Consider the following 15,226-nt stretch of genomic DNA (forward strand, 5'->3'; position numbering starts at 1 on the left):
TAACCCGTGCTCCGGAGCAGTTTTTAAGAAAATGGCAGACGGCAATAAATTCTTCCCGGCCCCGCGCCTCATCCTCGCCGCCCTGGTGGCGGGCGTGCTGGCCGGCGCGGTCGCGGTATATGTCAGCGAGAGCGGTTCTGGCAACAATGCGCCAGATCAGGTTGCCGCCGCTGATAGCGGCAAGGACGACGTCGCCTGCAAGGCCAAGGGCGAGCGAGCCAAGCAGATCGCGGCAAAGGCCGTCGGCCAGGTCGCGGCGCTGCAGCCGGCGGATCCGCCGCAGTCGCTGAAGAGCCTGGCCTTCAATGGGCCTGACGGCAAGCCGATGACGATAGCCGATCACGCCGGCAAGACGGTGCTGCTCAATCTCTGGGCGACATGGTGCGCGCCCTGCCGCGCCGAAATGCCGGCGCTCGACGCGCTGCAGAAGGAAAAGGGCAGCGACGCCTTCGAGGTCGTCGCGGTCAATGTCGACACGGGCGACGACGCCAAGCCGAAGAAATTCCTCAAGGAGATCGGCGTCGAGACGCTCGGCTACTATCGGGATCCGACGATAGCTCTGTTCAACGAGGTCAAGACACGCGGGCTGGCGCTCGGCTTGCCGGTGACGATGCTGATCGACGGCGAAGGCTGCCTGATCGCGCATATGAACGGCCCGGCGGAATGGTCGAGCCCCGACGCCAAGCGGCTGGTGGAGGCGGCGGTCAGCCCGTCATCAGGCTGAGCGCGATGCGGCGGCCGGTTCCAGCATCAGAATGCTGCCGCCACGCGACATGACGCGATCATTGGCGGCCGGCGCTGGCACGCCGGTCAGCTCGCTGAAGGTCTCGATCGGTCCCGGCCTGCCGAGATAATATCCTTGGCCGATCTCGCAATCCTCGGCATCGAGGAAGCGCAATTCGTCCAGCGTCTCGACCCCTTCGGCCAGAACCGGCAGGCCGAGGCCGCGCCCCAGCCCCAGCACGGCGCGCACGATGGCCGCGACCTGGCCGTTGCTGTCGACCGATTTGATGAACGAGCCGTCGATCTTGATCTTGTCGAACGGAAAAGCGCGCAGGTTGGAAAGGGACGAATAGCCGGTTCCAAAATCGTCCATCGCGACGCGGACGCCGAGCGCCTTGACCTGCCGCAAGGTCGCCAGCGCCCGCGGCATATCCTTGATCAGCGCCGTCTCGGTCACTTCGAGCTCCAGCCGGCCGGCAGGCAGGCCGGAGCGCAGCAGGATCTCGTGCACCTTGCGGCTGAAATTCGGATTGTGCAGCTGCACCGCCGAGACGTTGACGGCGATCGTCAGCGGATTCTTCCAGCGCGCGGCCTCCTCGCAGGCCGTCGCCAGCACCCATTCGCCGATCTGGGCGATGGCGCCGCTGTCCTCGGCCACCGGGATGAAAACCGACGGCGGGATGTTGCCGCGCTCCGGATGGTGCCAGCGGATCAGGGCTTCGAACCCGATCATCTTGCCGCTGCTGATTTCCTTCTGCGGCTGGTAGACGAGGCAAAACTCGCCGCGCGCCACCGCCTGGCGCAGATCGTGTTCCATGACGCGCCGGTCGCGCGCCTCGGCGCCCATCGACGCTTCGAAATAGCGGTAGGTGTCCTTGCCTTCGGCCTTGGCGCGGTAGAGGGCGGTGTCGGCATGGCTGACCAGCGCCGTAAGTTCGTCGGCATCCAGCGGGTAGAGGGCGATGCCGATGCTGGCCGAGACCATCTCGACGCCGGCCGACAACCCGCTCTCCTGGCGCAGTTTTGAAAGCACCGCCTCGGCGATGCGGCCGGCGGCCTGAGGGTCGGGAAGGTTCGGGGCGATGATGGCGAACTCGTCGCCGCCAAGGCGGGCCAGCATCTGCCCTTGGCGGAGCACGCTCGAGGCGCATTGCGCCACTCTTTGCAGCACGGCGTCGCCGGCCGCGTGACCGAAAAGGTCGTTCACTTCCTTGAACCGGTCGAGGTCGAGAAGCATAAGCGCAAGCTGCCCGCCCTTGCCGCTGCTGCCCGCCGTGGCGATCTCGGCCTCGAGCCGGCTGGTGAAGCTGCGGCGATTGGCAAGCCCGGTCAGCGGATCGAAATGCGCGAGGTGAAGGATCTCCTGTTCGGCCTTCTTGCGCTCGCGTATGTCGCGGACGGCGACGACGTCGTGAGGCTTGCCGCAATAGTCGATGCTGCGGGCGATCAGCTCGACGGGGATCCGGGTCTCGTCCTGGCTGCGCAACTCGGCTTCCTGCGCCTGGCCGTTGCCGGCGGCGATGCTCGAGGCGATGCGTTCGCCGAAAAGATCGCCAAGCGTCATGGTGTTCAGCGTGCCGGGGGCGACGCCGCTCAGCGCCGCGATGCTGTCGTTGGCGCTGACGATGCGGCTGCCGTCGCAAACGATGAGCCCTTCCACGGCGGCGTTGGCCAGGCCATGCATGCGCTCGGCCTCGATCCGGTGGCGGCGGAAGCGCAGATCGATCCTGAGCGCCGCGGCCGAGAGCACCAGGATGACCAGGCTTGCCGCCGCGGCGGCAAAGGCCTGCGACAGCGGCGCGATGGTGAATTTTGAGATCTCTATCGAGGAATCCGGGTAGATCGACACCGCCGCCATGGCGATGAAATGCAGCGTGCAGATCGCCAGCGTCAGCAGGATGGCGGCGGCGATCGTCGTCAGGGTCGACGGGCGGCGCAGCACGACGAACAGCGAAAGCGCGGCGAGCGTGACGCCCGCCACCAGCGAAAGAGCGACGAGCAGCTCATTCCAGACGATCCTGCCCTGGACCTCGAACGCCGCCATGCCGGTATAGTGCATCACGGCGATGCCGGCGCCGAGCACGGCGCCGCCGACAAGGTAGTGATCGATGCCGCCGCGCAGCGTTGCGATCCACATTCCCGCAGCCGTCAGGATGACGGAAGCTGCCAGCGACAGCGCGGAAAGCTCGGCGTTGTAGGCATTGGGTATTCCCGGCGTGAAGGCGACCATGGCGATGAAATGCGTCGCCCAGATGCCGAATCCGGTCGCCGTCGCCGCAATCAACAGCCAAGTATAGCGGTTTCGACTGGTCGATTGCTGGACGTGGCGAAGAAGATTGACCGCGGAGTAACAGGAGATTCCGCAAATCAGCGCCGCAAGCGCGACCAATCTCAGATCGTGCTCGTGCACGATGCAATTATAGACGGTCAACATCTTGCTTCACCTGATCTTCCCGCATCAATCAAGGCAATGGAATTGATTAGGGCTCGACGGCTGAAGAATCGATTAGTGCGCCTGCAACCGAGGCGTGCCTCTCAGGTTGTATTGCCCAATGGCCGTCATTCGAGGCGAACCGTCACGACGAGCGCGTCGTGATCGGTGCTCGGGCTGCCGTCCGGCAACAGTGCCGGCAAAGTCGCCGGCGCGTTGGCAGCAAGGCCGCGGGTGAAGAACCAGTCGATACGGCCGATCGGCGTCGGATCGCCGGCGGCGCGCCGCTGGGTCGGCCGGTCGAGGTTGTTGGCATCACGCCAGTTGTAACCGCGCTCGGCAAGCACTTGGAACAGCGGTTCGTGGCGATCGACCTCAATTAGCCGGTCCGGCTCGGCGGCGATGCGTGCGCGCCATGCCGCCGGGTCGTCGTGGCGTTCTTCATGGGTAGCGGTCAGCGTGTTGAAGTCGCCGCCGATCAGTACCGGCGCTTGCGCATCGTATTTGTCGATGGCGTCGAGGAGGTGACGTGTCTGGTCGGCGCGACCGGCCGGATCGGTGCGGTTTTCGAGATGCACCGAAACGACAGTCACCCGGCGCTCGCCGAGCAGCACCTGGCCACCGATCGCCATGCGCCCGCCGATGCGCGGCTGGCCGCGCTCGGGCCGGAACCAGCCGCCGGCGGCGTCCAGGCGAATGAGGAATGGGCGCTTGAGCGGCACGGCGCTGGTCACGGCGTTGCCGTGGAAGCCTTCCTCGTTGAGCGTTCCACCGGCCGCCGTCCGTTCCGTTTCATTGCCGGTGCCCAGCTCGACGAACTCGACGCCATAGGCAAAGGCATGGCCGAGCCGTTCGGCAAGCCGGCCCAGCGGATGACCGTTGCCGGAGCGGGCCATGCCCTTGTCGACCTCCGTCAGCAGCACGACGTCCGGCGCCTGCCCGGCGATCGTCGCGGCAATCGCCTCGACATGGCGAAGCCGCTCGACGTTCCAGGCCATCACCCTCAGGCTGTCGCCGACACGATCGAGCGACGTCTTGCCGCCGATCTCGATCTCGCCGAGCGCCGGAATGGCGGCCGCGTGGCGCATATGGGTGGCGCTGTCGCGCGGACCTTGCCGCATCGCCAGGCGGTCAGCCATCGGCACATGGGTCAATTGCGGGACAAGCATGTCGTTCATCCAATTTCGCCGGCATCCAATTTAGCCGGTTAAGCATGGGTGGTCTTTACGCCGTCTTGTGGCGCCCTAGCTTCCTAGACCGCCGATATGACGTTTTCATGCCGGCGCGACCGCCGAGGGGGAGGAGAGACTGGCTGTCCACAGGGCCTCAGCTACCGGTCCAGGGGCCACAACAGAACTGTCACATACCTTCTCTAAGAGAGCGGGCAAGGACTTGCGCAAAACCCTTGTCACACTGCCACTCAAGAGGGAAAAACCATGACCATCATCAAGCGGGGCCTCACTGCCCTTGCCGCCGGCGCGCTCAGCACCGCGCTCGCGGTTCCTGCCTTTGCAGAGCCGGTAAAGTTCGATTTCTGGTTCGGCCTGTCGGGCGATCTGGCACGCGTCGTCGACACGCTGTGCAAGAACTTCAACGCCTCGCAGTCCGACTATGAGGTGGTCTGCACCAGCCAGGGCAATTACGACGCCACGCTGCAGAACACGATCGCCGCCTTCCGCGCCGGCAAGCAGCCGACCGTCGTCCAGGTCTATGACGTCGGCACCGCCACGATGATGCTGTCGGGCGCCTACAAGCCCGCCGACAAGCTTATGGAGGAAAACGGCTACAAGATCGACTACAGCGACTATTTCCCCGGCATCGCCCGCTACTACGCGACGTCGAAGGGCGAGATGCTGTCCTTCCCGTTCAACTCTTCGACGGCGCTGATGTACTGGAACAAGGACGCCTTCGCCAAGATCGGCAAGACCGAGGCGCCGAAGACCTGGGAAGACGTCGGCGCCGACCTCAAGGCGCTGAAGGACGCCGGCTATGATTGTCCGATGGCAATCAACATTTCCGGCAACGAAAGCTGGCAGCTGATGGAGCAGTTCTCGGCCATCCACAACCAGCCGATCGCCACCAAGAACAACGGCTATGACGGCCTCGATGCCCGCCTGGAAATGAACAGGACCAAGTTCGTCCAGTACGTCACCGACTTGAAGAAGTGGTATGACGACGGCCTGATCAAGATCAAGTCGAAGGACCTCGGCCAGGACATGGTTCAGGCCTTCGCCACCGGCACCTGCCAGGTCATCATGACCTCGGTCGGCGACCACGGCACCGTCGGCAAGACCCAGAAGGAAGGCATGAACTGGGATGTCGCCGAACTGCCGGTCTATGCCGGCACCGAACGCAAGAATTCGCTGGTCGGCGGCGCCTCGCTATGGGTGCTCTCCGGCAAGTCCGACGCCGAATACAAGGGCGCGGCGGCCTTCCTCAACTTCATCCACGACCCCAAGACCGCTTTGTTCTGGTCGACCAACACCGGCTACATTCCGGTGACGAAGTCGGGCTTCGAGTACATGAAGTCTTCCGGCTTCTACGACAAGGCGCCCTACAAGGGTCGTGAAGTGGCGATCGCCAGCCTGACCGCCTCGGAGCCGACCGAGATCACCCGCGGCATCCGCCTCGGCAACTTCACCCAGATCCGCGCCGAGTTCGGCACCCAGATGCAGGCGATCTTCGCCAACAAGGAGAGCGTGCAGGACGGCATCGACGCGCTGGTCAAGAACGGCGACGCCATCCTCGACCGCTTCCAGCAGACCTATCCGAACAAGACGCTGCCCTAGCCTCGACAATTCGTGGCCGCCCGCCGATAACTGGCGGGCGGCCGTTTCTTATCAGGGCTAGCCGCTCGACGGCTTCGGCGGATCGATGGAAAAACGCGTCACTTTCGGCAGATGGACGATCGGCATCCTGTTCGCGGTGCCGCAGCTCATCCTGATCTTCACCTTCTTCTATTGGCCCGCCGGACAGGCGGTCTACTGGTCGCTGACGCTGCAGCAGCCTTGGGGCGGCGGCAATATCTGGGTCGGGCTCGACAATTTCCGCTCGATCCTCGCCAATGCCGACTACTGGAACTCAATCACCGCCAGCCTGACCTTTGCCGGGATCAGCACCGGCCTTGCGATGGTCATCGCGCTGGTGCTCGCCACCTTGACCGACCGGCAGCTTGCCGGCTCGCGTCTCTATCGGGTCGTGCTGATCTGGCCCTACGGCATCGCAGCGCCCGCGCTGGCGCTGGCCTTCCGCTTCATCCTCGCGCCGGAAGCCGGCTTCATGGCCGCCGTCAACAAGTTCTGGCCGGGCTTCTGGGATCCCGGCCTCAACGGCGCCGACGCCATGGCCTCCGTCATCATTGCGTTCTCCTGGAAATATGTCGGCTATAATTTCATCTTCTTCCTCGCCGCCTTGCAGGCGATCCCGCGCTCGTTGATCGAAGCGGCCGCAATGGACGGCTCCGGCGTCGTCCGGCGCTTCTGGGACATCCAGTTTCCGCTGATCACGCCGACGATCTTCTTCCTCCTGGTCATCAACATCACCGAGAGTTTTCAGGATTCCTTCGGCATCGTCGACATCATGACCGCCGGCGGCCCGGCGAACGCCACCAACCTGATGGTCTACAAGATCTATTCCGACGGCTTCAGAGGCCTCGATTATTCGGGCGCCGCCGCGCAGAGCATCATCCTGATGCTGCTCATCATCCTGCTGACCATCGTTCAGTTCCGCTTCATCGAGCGGCGCGTGCATTATCGCTGAGGCGGCCATGGTCGAGCGCACCCCGATCCTCAACTTCTTCACGCATCTGATTTTGTTCGCCGGCTTCGTTTTCTGCGTGGCGCCTTTCCTCATCGTGGCGATCGCCGCCTCGCACAATCTGAAAGACGTCAACGACGTGCCGATGTCGCTGCTGCCGGGCAGCGATTTCTGGGTCAACATCAAGACCGCCTGGACGACGGCCGACCTCGGCCCCAAGCTCTTCAATTCCTTCGTCATGGCGGCGGGCGTCGCCGCCGGCAAAGTGATCATCTCGGCGCTTACCGCCTTCTCGATCGTCTATTTCCGCTATCCGGGCCGGATGCTGATCTTCTGGTTGATCTTCGTCACGCTGATGCTGCCGCTCGAAGTGCGCATCGTGCCGACCTACGCGGTGGTCGCCAATGTGCTGTCGCCCTACCAGGCGATCATGGACGTGACCGGGCTCTCCTGGCTGATCGAGAAAGTATCGGGAGTGCAGGTCTCGCTCAGCCTGGGGCTACTCAATTCCTATACCGGCCTGATCATGCCGCTGATCGCAACCGCCACCGGCACCTTCCTCTATCGCCAGTTCTTCCTGACCGTGCCGGACGAATTGACCGAGGCCGCGCGCATGGACGGCGCCGGTGCGCTGCGCTTCTTCATCGATATCCTCTTGCCGCTGTCGCGCAACAACATGGCGGCGCTCGGCACCATCATGTTCCTGTGGGCCTGGAACCAGTATCTGTGGCCGCTGCTGATCACCACGGATCAGTCGCATGCGACGGCGGTCACCGAGCTGAAGCAGCTCATCCCCAATGTCGGCGGCGCGCCGGAATGGCATATCGCCATGGCCGGCACGCTGATCGTCATGCTGCCGCCGCTGATCGTCGTGGTGCTGATGCAGCGCTGGTTCGTGCGCGGCCTGATCGCCACCGAGAAATAGGGAGACAGGAAATGGCCTCCATCACTATTCGTGACGTCAGAAAAAGCTACGCCAAGATGCAGGTCGTGCACGGCGTCAATCTCGACATCAAATCCGGCGAATTCGTCGTCATCCTCGGGCCATCGGGCTGCGGCAAGTCCACGCTGCTCAGGATGATCGCGGGGCTGGAGGAGATTTCCGACGGCACGATCGCCATCGACGGCACGGTGGTCAACAAGCTCGAGCCGCGCGAGCGCGGCTGCGCCATGGTGTTCCAGAACTACGCGCTCTATCCGCATATGAGTGTGGCCCAGAACATCGGCTATTCGCTGAAGGTGGCCGGCGTTTCTGCTGCCGAGCGCACGCAGCGCATCCAGGCCGTCGCCCGCATCCTGGAGCTCGAGCACCTGCTCGACCGCAAACCGATGGCGCTTTCCGGTGGCCAGCGCCAGCGTGTCGCCATGGGCCGCGCCATGATCCGCGAGCCCAAGGTCTTCCTTTTCGATGAGCCGCTCTCCAACCTCGACGCCAAGCTGCGCGTGCAGATGCGCTCGGAGATCCGCAAGCTGCACCGGCGCCTCAGCGCCACCTCGGTCTTCGTCACCCACGACCAGGTCGAGGCGATGACGCTGGCCGACCGGCTGGTGGTGATGAATGGCGGCCGCGTCGAGCAGGTCGGCACGCCGGCGGAGGTTTACAGCCGGCCGGCGAGCCGCTTCGTCGCGACCTTCGTCGGCGCGCCGGCGATGAACATGCTCGAAGGCACCGTCACGCTCGACGGGCTGTCGCTGCTTGGCGACAGCCGCAAGCTCAACGTATCGCGCGCGGGCCTGCCAGTCGGCGCCAAAGTCGCGGTCGGCATTCGGCCGGAAGCCGTGCGCATGGTGGCGCCGGGCACGCCGGGCGCGCTCGATGCAACGGTCGACCTCGTCGAGGAATTGGGCGCCGGCCGGGTCGTCTATGTCGATCTCGACGGCGCGCCGTTCTCGGTGGTGACCTCCGAGACCGTTCACCCGGAGCCGGGCAGCGCCATCGGCCTGCAGTTCGCCGAGAGTGACCTGCACTTCTTCTCGTCGGAAACCGGAAGCCGGCTCGACGTGTTCAAGGCTTCGGTGCCGGAGCCTGCGCTGTAAAGATCGAAAGAGGGTTTACGGAATGAAGATCATCCAGGTTACCGACGTCCATCTCGGCCGTCGGGGCGAGGTTCGCTTTGGCGCGAACCTCAATGAGCGGCTCGACCGCTGCATCGACCACATCAACGCCCGCCATGGCGATGCGGCGCTCTGCGTCTTCACCGGCGACCTGACCGATGACGGCGAAGCCGAGAGCTATGCCGGCCTGAAGTCGGCGCTCAGCCGGCTGACCGTGCCGTACCGGCTGCTGCCCGGAAACCATGACCGCCGCGCCAACCTGATCGCGGCCTTCCCGGAAAACGGCACCGACGGCAACGGCTTCGTGCAATCGATCTTCGACGCGCCCGAGGGCCGGCTGCTCTTCCTCGACAGCCTGGCGGAAGGCCGCGTCACCGGAGAACTGTGCGACAACCGGCTTGCCTGGCTGGACGCACGGCTCGCCGAGGCGGCAGGCAGGGCGGTCTATGTCTTCCTGCACCATCCGCCGGTCGAACTCGGCCTGACGATCCTCGATCCGCTCGGCCTCGAGCAACCGCAGCGGCTGCTCGATGTGCTGACGCGCCACGGCAATGTCCGTTACATCTTCTTCGGCCATGTACATCGCGACATCGCCGGCACGGTCGCCGGCATCCCGTTCTCGGCGCAGCGTGGCCTGCATGCCCGCTTCATGCTCGACCTGGTCGGCGAGGAGGTGGTCGAGCAGGCGCCGCCAGCCTATTCGATCATCCTGATCGACGGGCAGCGCGTGGTCATCCATAGCCACGATTTCCTGGAGAGCTGGCCGCTCTGGTCGCCGGCGACAGGCGAGCGGGTGCGGTAGAACACCGCGCCAGCCTGAGGCTCAAGCGAACACGTGCGCCTTGCCGGAGACGGTGAGGCGCACGATCTCGCCGACGGCCGGCGCGTCCATGCCTGTCTTGCGCAGGATGAGCGGCGTGTTGCCGATCGCGGCGGCATCCGGCGGGTCGGGGCTGTTGAGCAGCCGCACCGCGACGGTGCAGACCGAGCCGGCGAATTCGGAATCCGTCACTTCGCCGAACAGCATATCCGGCGTTCCCGACATGCCCTCGCGTGAGGTGCGCTTGAGCAGCACCTGCTCGGGCCTGAGCATGATGCGGGCGACATCGCGCCGCTCGGCCGTGTCGACGGCGATGCGGCCAAGCGGCGAGATGGCAAAGCCGTCGGCGATCCTGGCCGGCACAATGATGGCGTCGCCGAGGAACTCGGCAACCATCCTGTCCTTCGGCTGGAAATAGAGCTCGCGCGGCGTACCGACCTGCGAGAACAGTCCGTCGCGCATGACGGCCACCTGGCTGGCGAAGGACAGCGCCTCGGCCTGGTCGTGGGTGACCAGGATGGTGGTGATGCCGGCTTCCTCCAGAAGCTCGGCCACCGCCTTGCGCATCGAGGCGCGCAGGCCCGTGTCGAGCGCCGAGAAAGGCTCGTCGAGCAGCATCAGCCTCGGCTTCATCGCCATGGCGCGTGCCAGCGCCACGCGCTGCTGCTGGCCACCGGAGAGCTCATGAGGCCGGCGCTTCAGGATCGCCTTGTCCAGCCCGACGATATAGGCCAGCTCGATGATGTGCTCGGCGCGCTTCTCGGCGTTTCGGGGCATGCCGAAACCGATATTGTCGGCGATGGTGAGATGTGGGAACAGCGCCCCGTCCTGCGCCACCACGCCGATGCCGCGGCGATGCGCCGGCACGGCGGCGCCGCCATTGGCGAGCACCTTGCCGTCGAGCGCGATGCGGCCGCGGTCAGGCGCCTCGAAGCCGGCAATCAGCCTGAGCAGAGTGGTCTTGCCGCAGCCGGACGGCCCAACGACCGCGGTGCGGCTGCCGCTTTCAACTTGCAAGTCGACGCCGGCAAGCGCTGCCACCTTGCCATAGTGTTTCTCCACGCCATTGAGTTCGAGGAAGCTCATCGTCCGGCCATCCGCTTCGACTGGATATAGAGCATCAAGGTCATCGGCAGCGAGATCGCGACCATGATCAAGGCGTAGGGTGCTGCGGAGGCATAGTCGATCTCGCCGCTGTAGGACCAGAACGCCATCGCCAGCGTGCGGGTGCCGTTCGGCGCCAGCATCTGGGTGGCGGTCAGTTCATTGGTGATGCCGAGCGCAACCATCGCCATGCCGGCCGCGGCACCCGGCGCTGACAGCCGGATCGTCGTCGACCACAGCGCCTTGAGCGGCGGGCGGCCGAGGCTCGAGGCGGCGCGTTCGAGCTCCACCGGCGCCTGCGCGATCGAAGCGCGCAGGCTGACCAGCGCGCGCGGCAGGAACATCAGCGCATAGCCGAACAGGATGGTGAACAGCGTCTGATAGAGCGGCAGGGCGACGCGCACGGTGATGGTGACCAGCGCCAGCGCGATGACGACGCCCGGCAACGATCCGACGATGTAGTTGCAGCTCTCGAGCAGGCGCTGAAAGCGGCCCGGCGCGCGGATCGAGATCCAGGCCATAGGCATCGCGGCGATGGTCGCCAGCAGCGCCCCGGCGAGGGCGAGGACCAACGTCTGACCGAATGCGGGGCCGATCTCGTCCCAGCGCCAGACATCGGCACCGCCGGCAAGCAGCCAGCGGCCGACGGTGAGGAAAGGCACACCGAGCGTGAGCAGCGCGGTGGCGGCGGGCAAAAGCAGACAGGGCAACGTGGTGCGGCCAAGCCGGGCGCGCTGCTGCTGGCGCGGCGCGCCCGAGCCGACCCGCGCATAGCGTTCCTCGCCACGCACGACCACCTCCACGCCGAGCAGCACGAAGCAGCAGGCGACCAAAACGGCGGCGAGCATATTGGCCGCCGGGCCGTTGAAGGTCGACTGGAACTGGTCGACGATCGCCGTGGTGAAGGTGTCGAAGCGGATGAAGACATAAAGCCCGTATTCGGCAAGCAGATGCAGGCCGACCAGCAGCGAGCCGCCGCAGATGGCGAGCCTCAATTGCGGCAGCACGACGCGCGCGAAGACGCGCCAAGGGCCGAGGCCAAGGGCGGCCGCGGCGTCTTCCAGCGCGGGGTCGAGCCGGCGCAGCGCCGCTGCGATCGGCAGATAGAGGAACGGAAAATAGGCGATGACGGAGACCAGCACGCCGGCCCAGAGCCCGTGCAGGCCAGGCACAAGGCTGATCCAGGCGTAGCTGTGGACGAAAGCGGGGATGGCGAGCGGCGCGACCGACAGCCACGACCACAGCCGGTTGCCGGGCAGATCGCTGCGCTCGGTCAGCCAGGCGAGCGCCACCGACAGCATGATGGCGATCGGGACGGTGACCACGACGAGCAGGATGGTGTTGACCAGGAGCTCGCCGACGCGCTGGCGGAAGATCAGCGCGATCACGGTTTCCCAGCCAGTCTGGATCGCTGTCCAGACGATGAAGGCGAGCGGCAGCAGCGCGATCAGCGAGATCAGGGCGGCGGCAAGCGTGATCCACGACGTGGACCGTCGGCTCTGCCTTGCGGCAGCCGGCAAGCCTGCAGGCGTGAGGTCGATCGCGGATGCCATCAGGGGGTGTGCACCGCCAGGCACGACGAACGAAGGCAATTCGATGAACCGCTGACGCGGCCGGAAAGGCAGCTGATCGTCATCGACGAGGCCATCTCCAAAACAAAAACGCTCCCGCGGAAAGCGAATTCCCGCAGGAGCACGGTCGGTTGTCCTTTTAGGACGAACGCGAACTAAAGCAAGCCGGCTTGCGTCATCAGGTCGATGACCTTCTTGGAATTCAGGTGCGTCGGATCGATCCTGGGCGCCTGCAGATCGGCCAGCGGCACGAGCTTCGGATTGGACTCGGCACCCTTGCCGACCGCGTATTCATACGACGTGCCGGTCTTCAAGATCTCCTGGCCGCCCTTGCCGGTGACCCATTTCAGGAACGCCTGGGCTTCCTTCGGATGCTTGCTCGAAGCCAGCACGCCGCCGCCGGAAATCGACACGAACGCGCCCGGATCCTGGTTCTTGAAATAGTGCAGGCCGATATTCTTGCTGTTCTCGCCGGTCTTGGCTTGGTCGCCGAAATAGTAATAGTGGTAGATCACGCCGCCCTCGATCTCGCCGGCATTGACCGCCTTCATCACCGTGCTGTTGCCCTTGTAGGCGGTGAAGTTCTCCTTCATGGCCTTCAGCCAGTCGGCGGTCGCGGCTTCGCCCTTGAGTTCGAGCAGGGCGCTGACGATGGCCTGGAAATCGGCCCCGGCCTGCGAGGCGGCCCAGCGGCCCTTCCAGCTCGGATCGGCGAGGTCGAGTAGCGACTTGGGCAGCTGGTCTTCCTTGAGCTTGTCCTTGTTGTAGGCAAAGACGGTGCTGCGGGCGGCGACGCCGACCCACTTGCCGCTGGAGGGCTGATACTCCTGCGGGACCTGCGCCAGCGTGTCGGCATCGACCGGCGCGAGCAGGCCGGCTGCCTCGACCAGCGCCATAGCAGGCGAGTTCTCGGTCAGGAACACGTCGGCGGGCGAAGCGGCGCCCTCGGCGACGATCTGGTTGGAGAAATCGCTGTCGCCGCCGTTGCGCAGCGTCACTTTGATGCCGGTTTCCTTGGTGAAGCCCTTTGCCCATTCCTTGGCAAGGCTCTCATGCTGGGCATTGTAGACGATGATGCCTGCATCCTCGGCCAGAGCCGGCACGGCGACCAGGCTGGCTGTCAGCGCAACGACGCCGGCAAGGGTGGAAAGAGCATATTTCATGGCATGGTCCTTGATCTTGGTGATCCGCCCCAGGCAGACGCTGCACCTACCAATACCTGATAGTGATAGTCAACATTGTAGGGGTGGCTCATTCCGTCGCGGAGGCGTGAAAGCCGGCGCCATGCGGACAATTCCATGTGAATTGGGCTGTCGTAGGATCTTGCACGCCCAATCAATCGACTGGCGGTGTTCGAAGGTTGTTATGCCCCTCGTTGAAAAGGCTCCGGCTGTTTCGAGCCGAACAATTACCAGTCGCACGGGGCCGGCAACACCGGTCCCGTGCGGTGAGCCGTCAAGTGGATCCGGTCAGAGCCGTTCGGCTCGTGCCTTCAGGATCTGGTACAGCAGCTCTCGAATGCGCCGCCAGATCGTCAATGGCCTGGACATGGCTCTGCCTCCTTTTCTTGCGCTCCTTGAGCCGCCGGTTCAGAAGAGCTGCGCGGCCAGCGCGGCTCCGATCAGCGAGGTGCCGACCCCGGCCGCGCGGATGGCTGCCGGCCGGCTCCGCAGCGTCAGGGCGGCAAGCACTCCGGTCGCATGCAAAGCCGAGGTGCTGGCCAGGAAACCGATCGCATAGGCCATGCCACCGACCGTCTCTGGAGTCTCGAGACCATGGGCGTTGCCGTGGAAGAGGCCGAAGAGCGCCGTCAGCGATGCGGCGAAGGCAAGCGGAAACGGTCTGGCGAGCGCGACCATGGCGCCGAAAATCACCAGCGATAGCGCGATCCCGGACTCCAGCGCGGGCAAGCCGATGCCGGCGATCCCGAGCAAGGCCCCGGCGACCATCGCCGCGATGAAACAGGCCGGCACGAGGATGACGGCCCTGCCGCCGGTTCGGGCCGCGATGATGCCGACTGAGAGCATCGCAAGCAGATGGTCGACGCCGGCCAGCGGGTGTTGAAGGCCGCTCAGAAGGCCGTGGACATGGAAGCCGCCGGTATGGGCGAAGGCCAGCGACGGCATGAGAACCGCCGTGGCCGTCGGGGCAAGCCTGGTGAGGATGGAAAGCATTCTGTTCATCGTTCTAGACCTGTCTGAAGGGAGTGAGCCGGTCACAGCCGGCGTTCATTGTCCGGGCATCACGATTTCGGCCGCCGCGGATTTGTCGATCAGAAGCCGCGCCTCGCTGAAATCGAGAGGCCTTTGGCTCTTGCCGTCGTGGTAGACGAAGGCCAGTCGCCGCCGGTGTGACGTCAGCTTCGCGGGCAGCGGGTTGTAGGTCACGCCGGCGCCGCCGATCAGCGGCATCACGGCACCGACATCGACGATATCCTGCGTCTCGACACGCAGCAGATGCAGCCGCTTGCCGTCGGCGGTTTCACCGAGGAACGGAATGCCGGCCAGCCGCAGGAAGCTGGACGGATCGGGCGCCCGCGCGAACCCATCGAGAAAGGCCGTTTCGACGAGATCGAGATCGGTCGTGGGCGGGTCGGCTGGCTCGTGCGCATGCTCGTGCGGCAAATGCGGCGTCTGCCACTGCAACGGTTTGCCGGCCGGCCCGTTGTGACCGACGGTGAGCGGATGGTGATGGTGGCCAATCGGCCCATGATGGTGGTGGCCGTCGCCATGGTTGTGGCTGTGGTGATGATGATCATCGTGCATG

13 protein-coding genes are annotated in these 15,226 nt (G+C 65.0%); 6 read left to right on the forward strand and 7 right to left on the reverse strand.

The window, feature by feature from the left end; all coding sequences use genetic code 11:
- Positions 1-31: 31 nt before the first annotated feature.
- Positions 32-724: a thiol:disulfide interchange protein TlpA gene (gene tlpA / locus AC4FWB_RS08845; RefSeq protein ID WP_491025611.1), complete on the forward strand. Its 693-nt coding sequence runs from the start codon at positions 32-34 to the stop codon at positions 722-724.
- On the opposite strand, the gene AC4FWB_RS08850 is transcribed toward tlpA, so the two are convergent.
- Positions 716-3,157: a bifunctional diguanylate cyclase/phosphodiesterase gene (locus AC4FWB_RS08850; RefSeq protein ID WP_491025612.1), complete on the reverse strand. Its 2,442-nt coding sequence runs from the start codon at positions 3,155-3,157 to the stop codon at positions 716-718. The genes tlpA and AC4FWB_RS08850 overlap by 9 nt on opposite strands.
- 125 nt (positions 3,158-3,282) lie before the next feature.
- Positions 3,283-4,332: an endonuclease/exonuclease/phosphatase family protein gene (locus AC4FWB_RS08855; RefSeq protein WP_491025613.1), complete on the reverse strand. Its 1,050-nt coding sequence runs from the start codon at positions 4,330-4,332 to the stop codon at positions 3,283-3,285.
- A gap of 258 nt (positions 4,333-4,590) precedes the next feature.
- Here AC4FWB_RS08855 and AC4FWB_RS08860 point away from each other — a divergent pair, with 258 nt between their 5' ends.
- The 5 genes from AC4FWB_RS08860 (at position 4,591) to AC4FWB_RS08880 (ending at position 9,767) form a co-directional block, all read left to right on the forward strand.
- Entirely contained in the window at positions 4,591-5,943 is a 1,353-nt protein-coding gene (locus AC4FWB_RS08860) for an extracellular solute-binding protein (RefSeq protein ID WP_491025614.1), read from the forward strand.
- Between the two features lie 85 nt (positions 5,944-6,028).
- Positions 6,029-6,913 carry an ABC transporter permease subunit gene (locus tag AC4FWB_RS08865; protein ID WP_491025615.1) on the forward strand — a complete coding sequence of 295 codons (885 nt, stop codon included), beginning with the start codon at positions 6,029-6,031 and terminating at the stop codon, positions 6,911-6,913.
- Positions 6,914-6,920: 7 nt separating this feature from the next.
- On the forward strand, positions 6,921-7,835 hold the full coding sequence (locus tag AC4FWB_RS08870; protein WP_491025616.1) for an ABC transporter permease subunit: 915 nt from the start codon (positions 6,921-6,923) through the stop codon (positions 7,833-7,835).
- An 11-nt stretch (positions 7,836-7,846) separates the two neighbouring features.
- A complete protein-coding gene (ugpC, locus tag AC4FWB_RS08875; protein WP_491025617.1) occupies positions 7,847-8,947 on the forward strand; it encodes a sn-glycerol-3-phosphate ABC transporter ATP-binding protein UgpC in 1,101 nt (366 codons plus the stop codon).
- Between the two features lie 22 nt (positions 8,948-8,969).
- Entirely contained in the window at positions 8,970-9,767 is a 798-nt protein-coding gene (locus AC4FWB_RS08880) for a phosphodiesterase (protein ID WP_491025618.1), read from the forward strand.
- 21 nt (positions 9,768-9,788) lie between these two features.
- Here AC4FWB_RS08880 and AC4FWB_RS08885 read toward each other — a convergent pair whose 3' ends face one another.
- The 5 genes from AC4FWB_RS08885 to AC4FWB_RS08905 all read right to left on the reverse strand — a co-directional run bounded on the left by AC4FWB_RS08885 (position 9,789) and on the right by AC4FWB_RS08905 (position 15,225).
- Positions 9,789-10,871 carry an ABC transporter ATP-binding protein gene (locus tag AC4FWB_RS08885; RefSeq protein WP_491025619.1) on the reverse strand — a complete coding sequence of 361 codons (1,083 nt, stop codon included), beginning with the start codon at positions 10,869-10,871 and terminating at the stop codon, positions 9,789-9,791.
- Positions 10,868-12,442 carry an ABC transporter permease gene (locus AC4FWB_RS08890; RefSeq protein WP_491025620.1) on the reverse strand — a complete coding sequence of 525 codons (1,575 nt, stop codon included), beginning with the start codon at positions 12,440-12,442 and terminating at the stop codon, positions 10,868-10,870. Before AC4FWB_RS08890 ends, AC4FWB_RS08885 begins: the two co-directional genes overlap by 4 nt.
- A gap of 173 nt (positions 12,443-12,615) precedes the next feature.
- Positions 12,616-13,623, reverse strand: coding sequence for an iron ABC transporter substrate-binding protein (locus AC4FWB_RS08895; protein ID WP_491025621.1), 1,008 nt, complete (start codon positions 13,621-13,623; stop codon positions 12,616-12,618).
- Between the two features lie 426 nt (positions 13,624-14,049).
- Positions 14,050-14,643 carry a HupE/UreJ family protein gene (locus AC4FWB_RS08900; RefSeq protein WP_491025622.1) on the reverse strand — a complete coding sequence of 198 codons (594 nt, stop codon included), beginning with the start codon at positions 14,641-14,643 and terminating at the stop codon, positions 14,050-14,052.
- A gap of 45 nt (positions 14,644-14,688) precedes the next feature.
- Positions 14,689-15,225 (reverse strand): hypothetical protein, encoded by a 537-nt coding sequence (locus AC4FWB_RS08905; RefSeq protein WP_491025623.1) that lies wholly within the window; start codon positions 15,223-15,225, stop codon positions 14,689-14,691.
- Position 15,226: the final 1 nt, after the last annotated feature.

The sequence above is a fragment of the Mesorhizobium sp. LEGMi-168a genome, assembly GCF_058312955.1.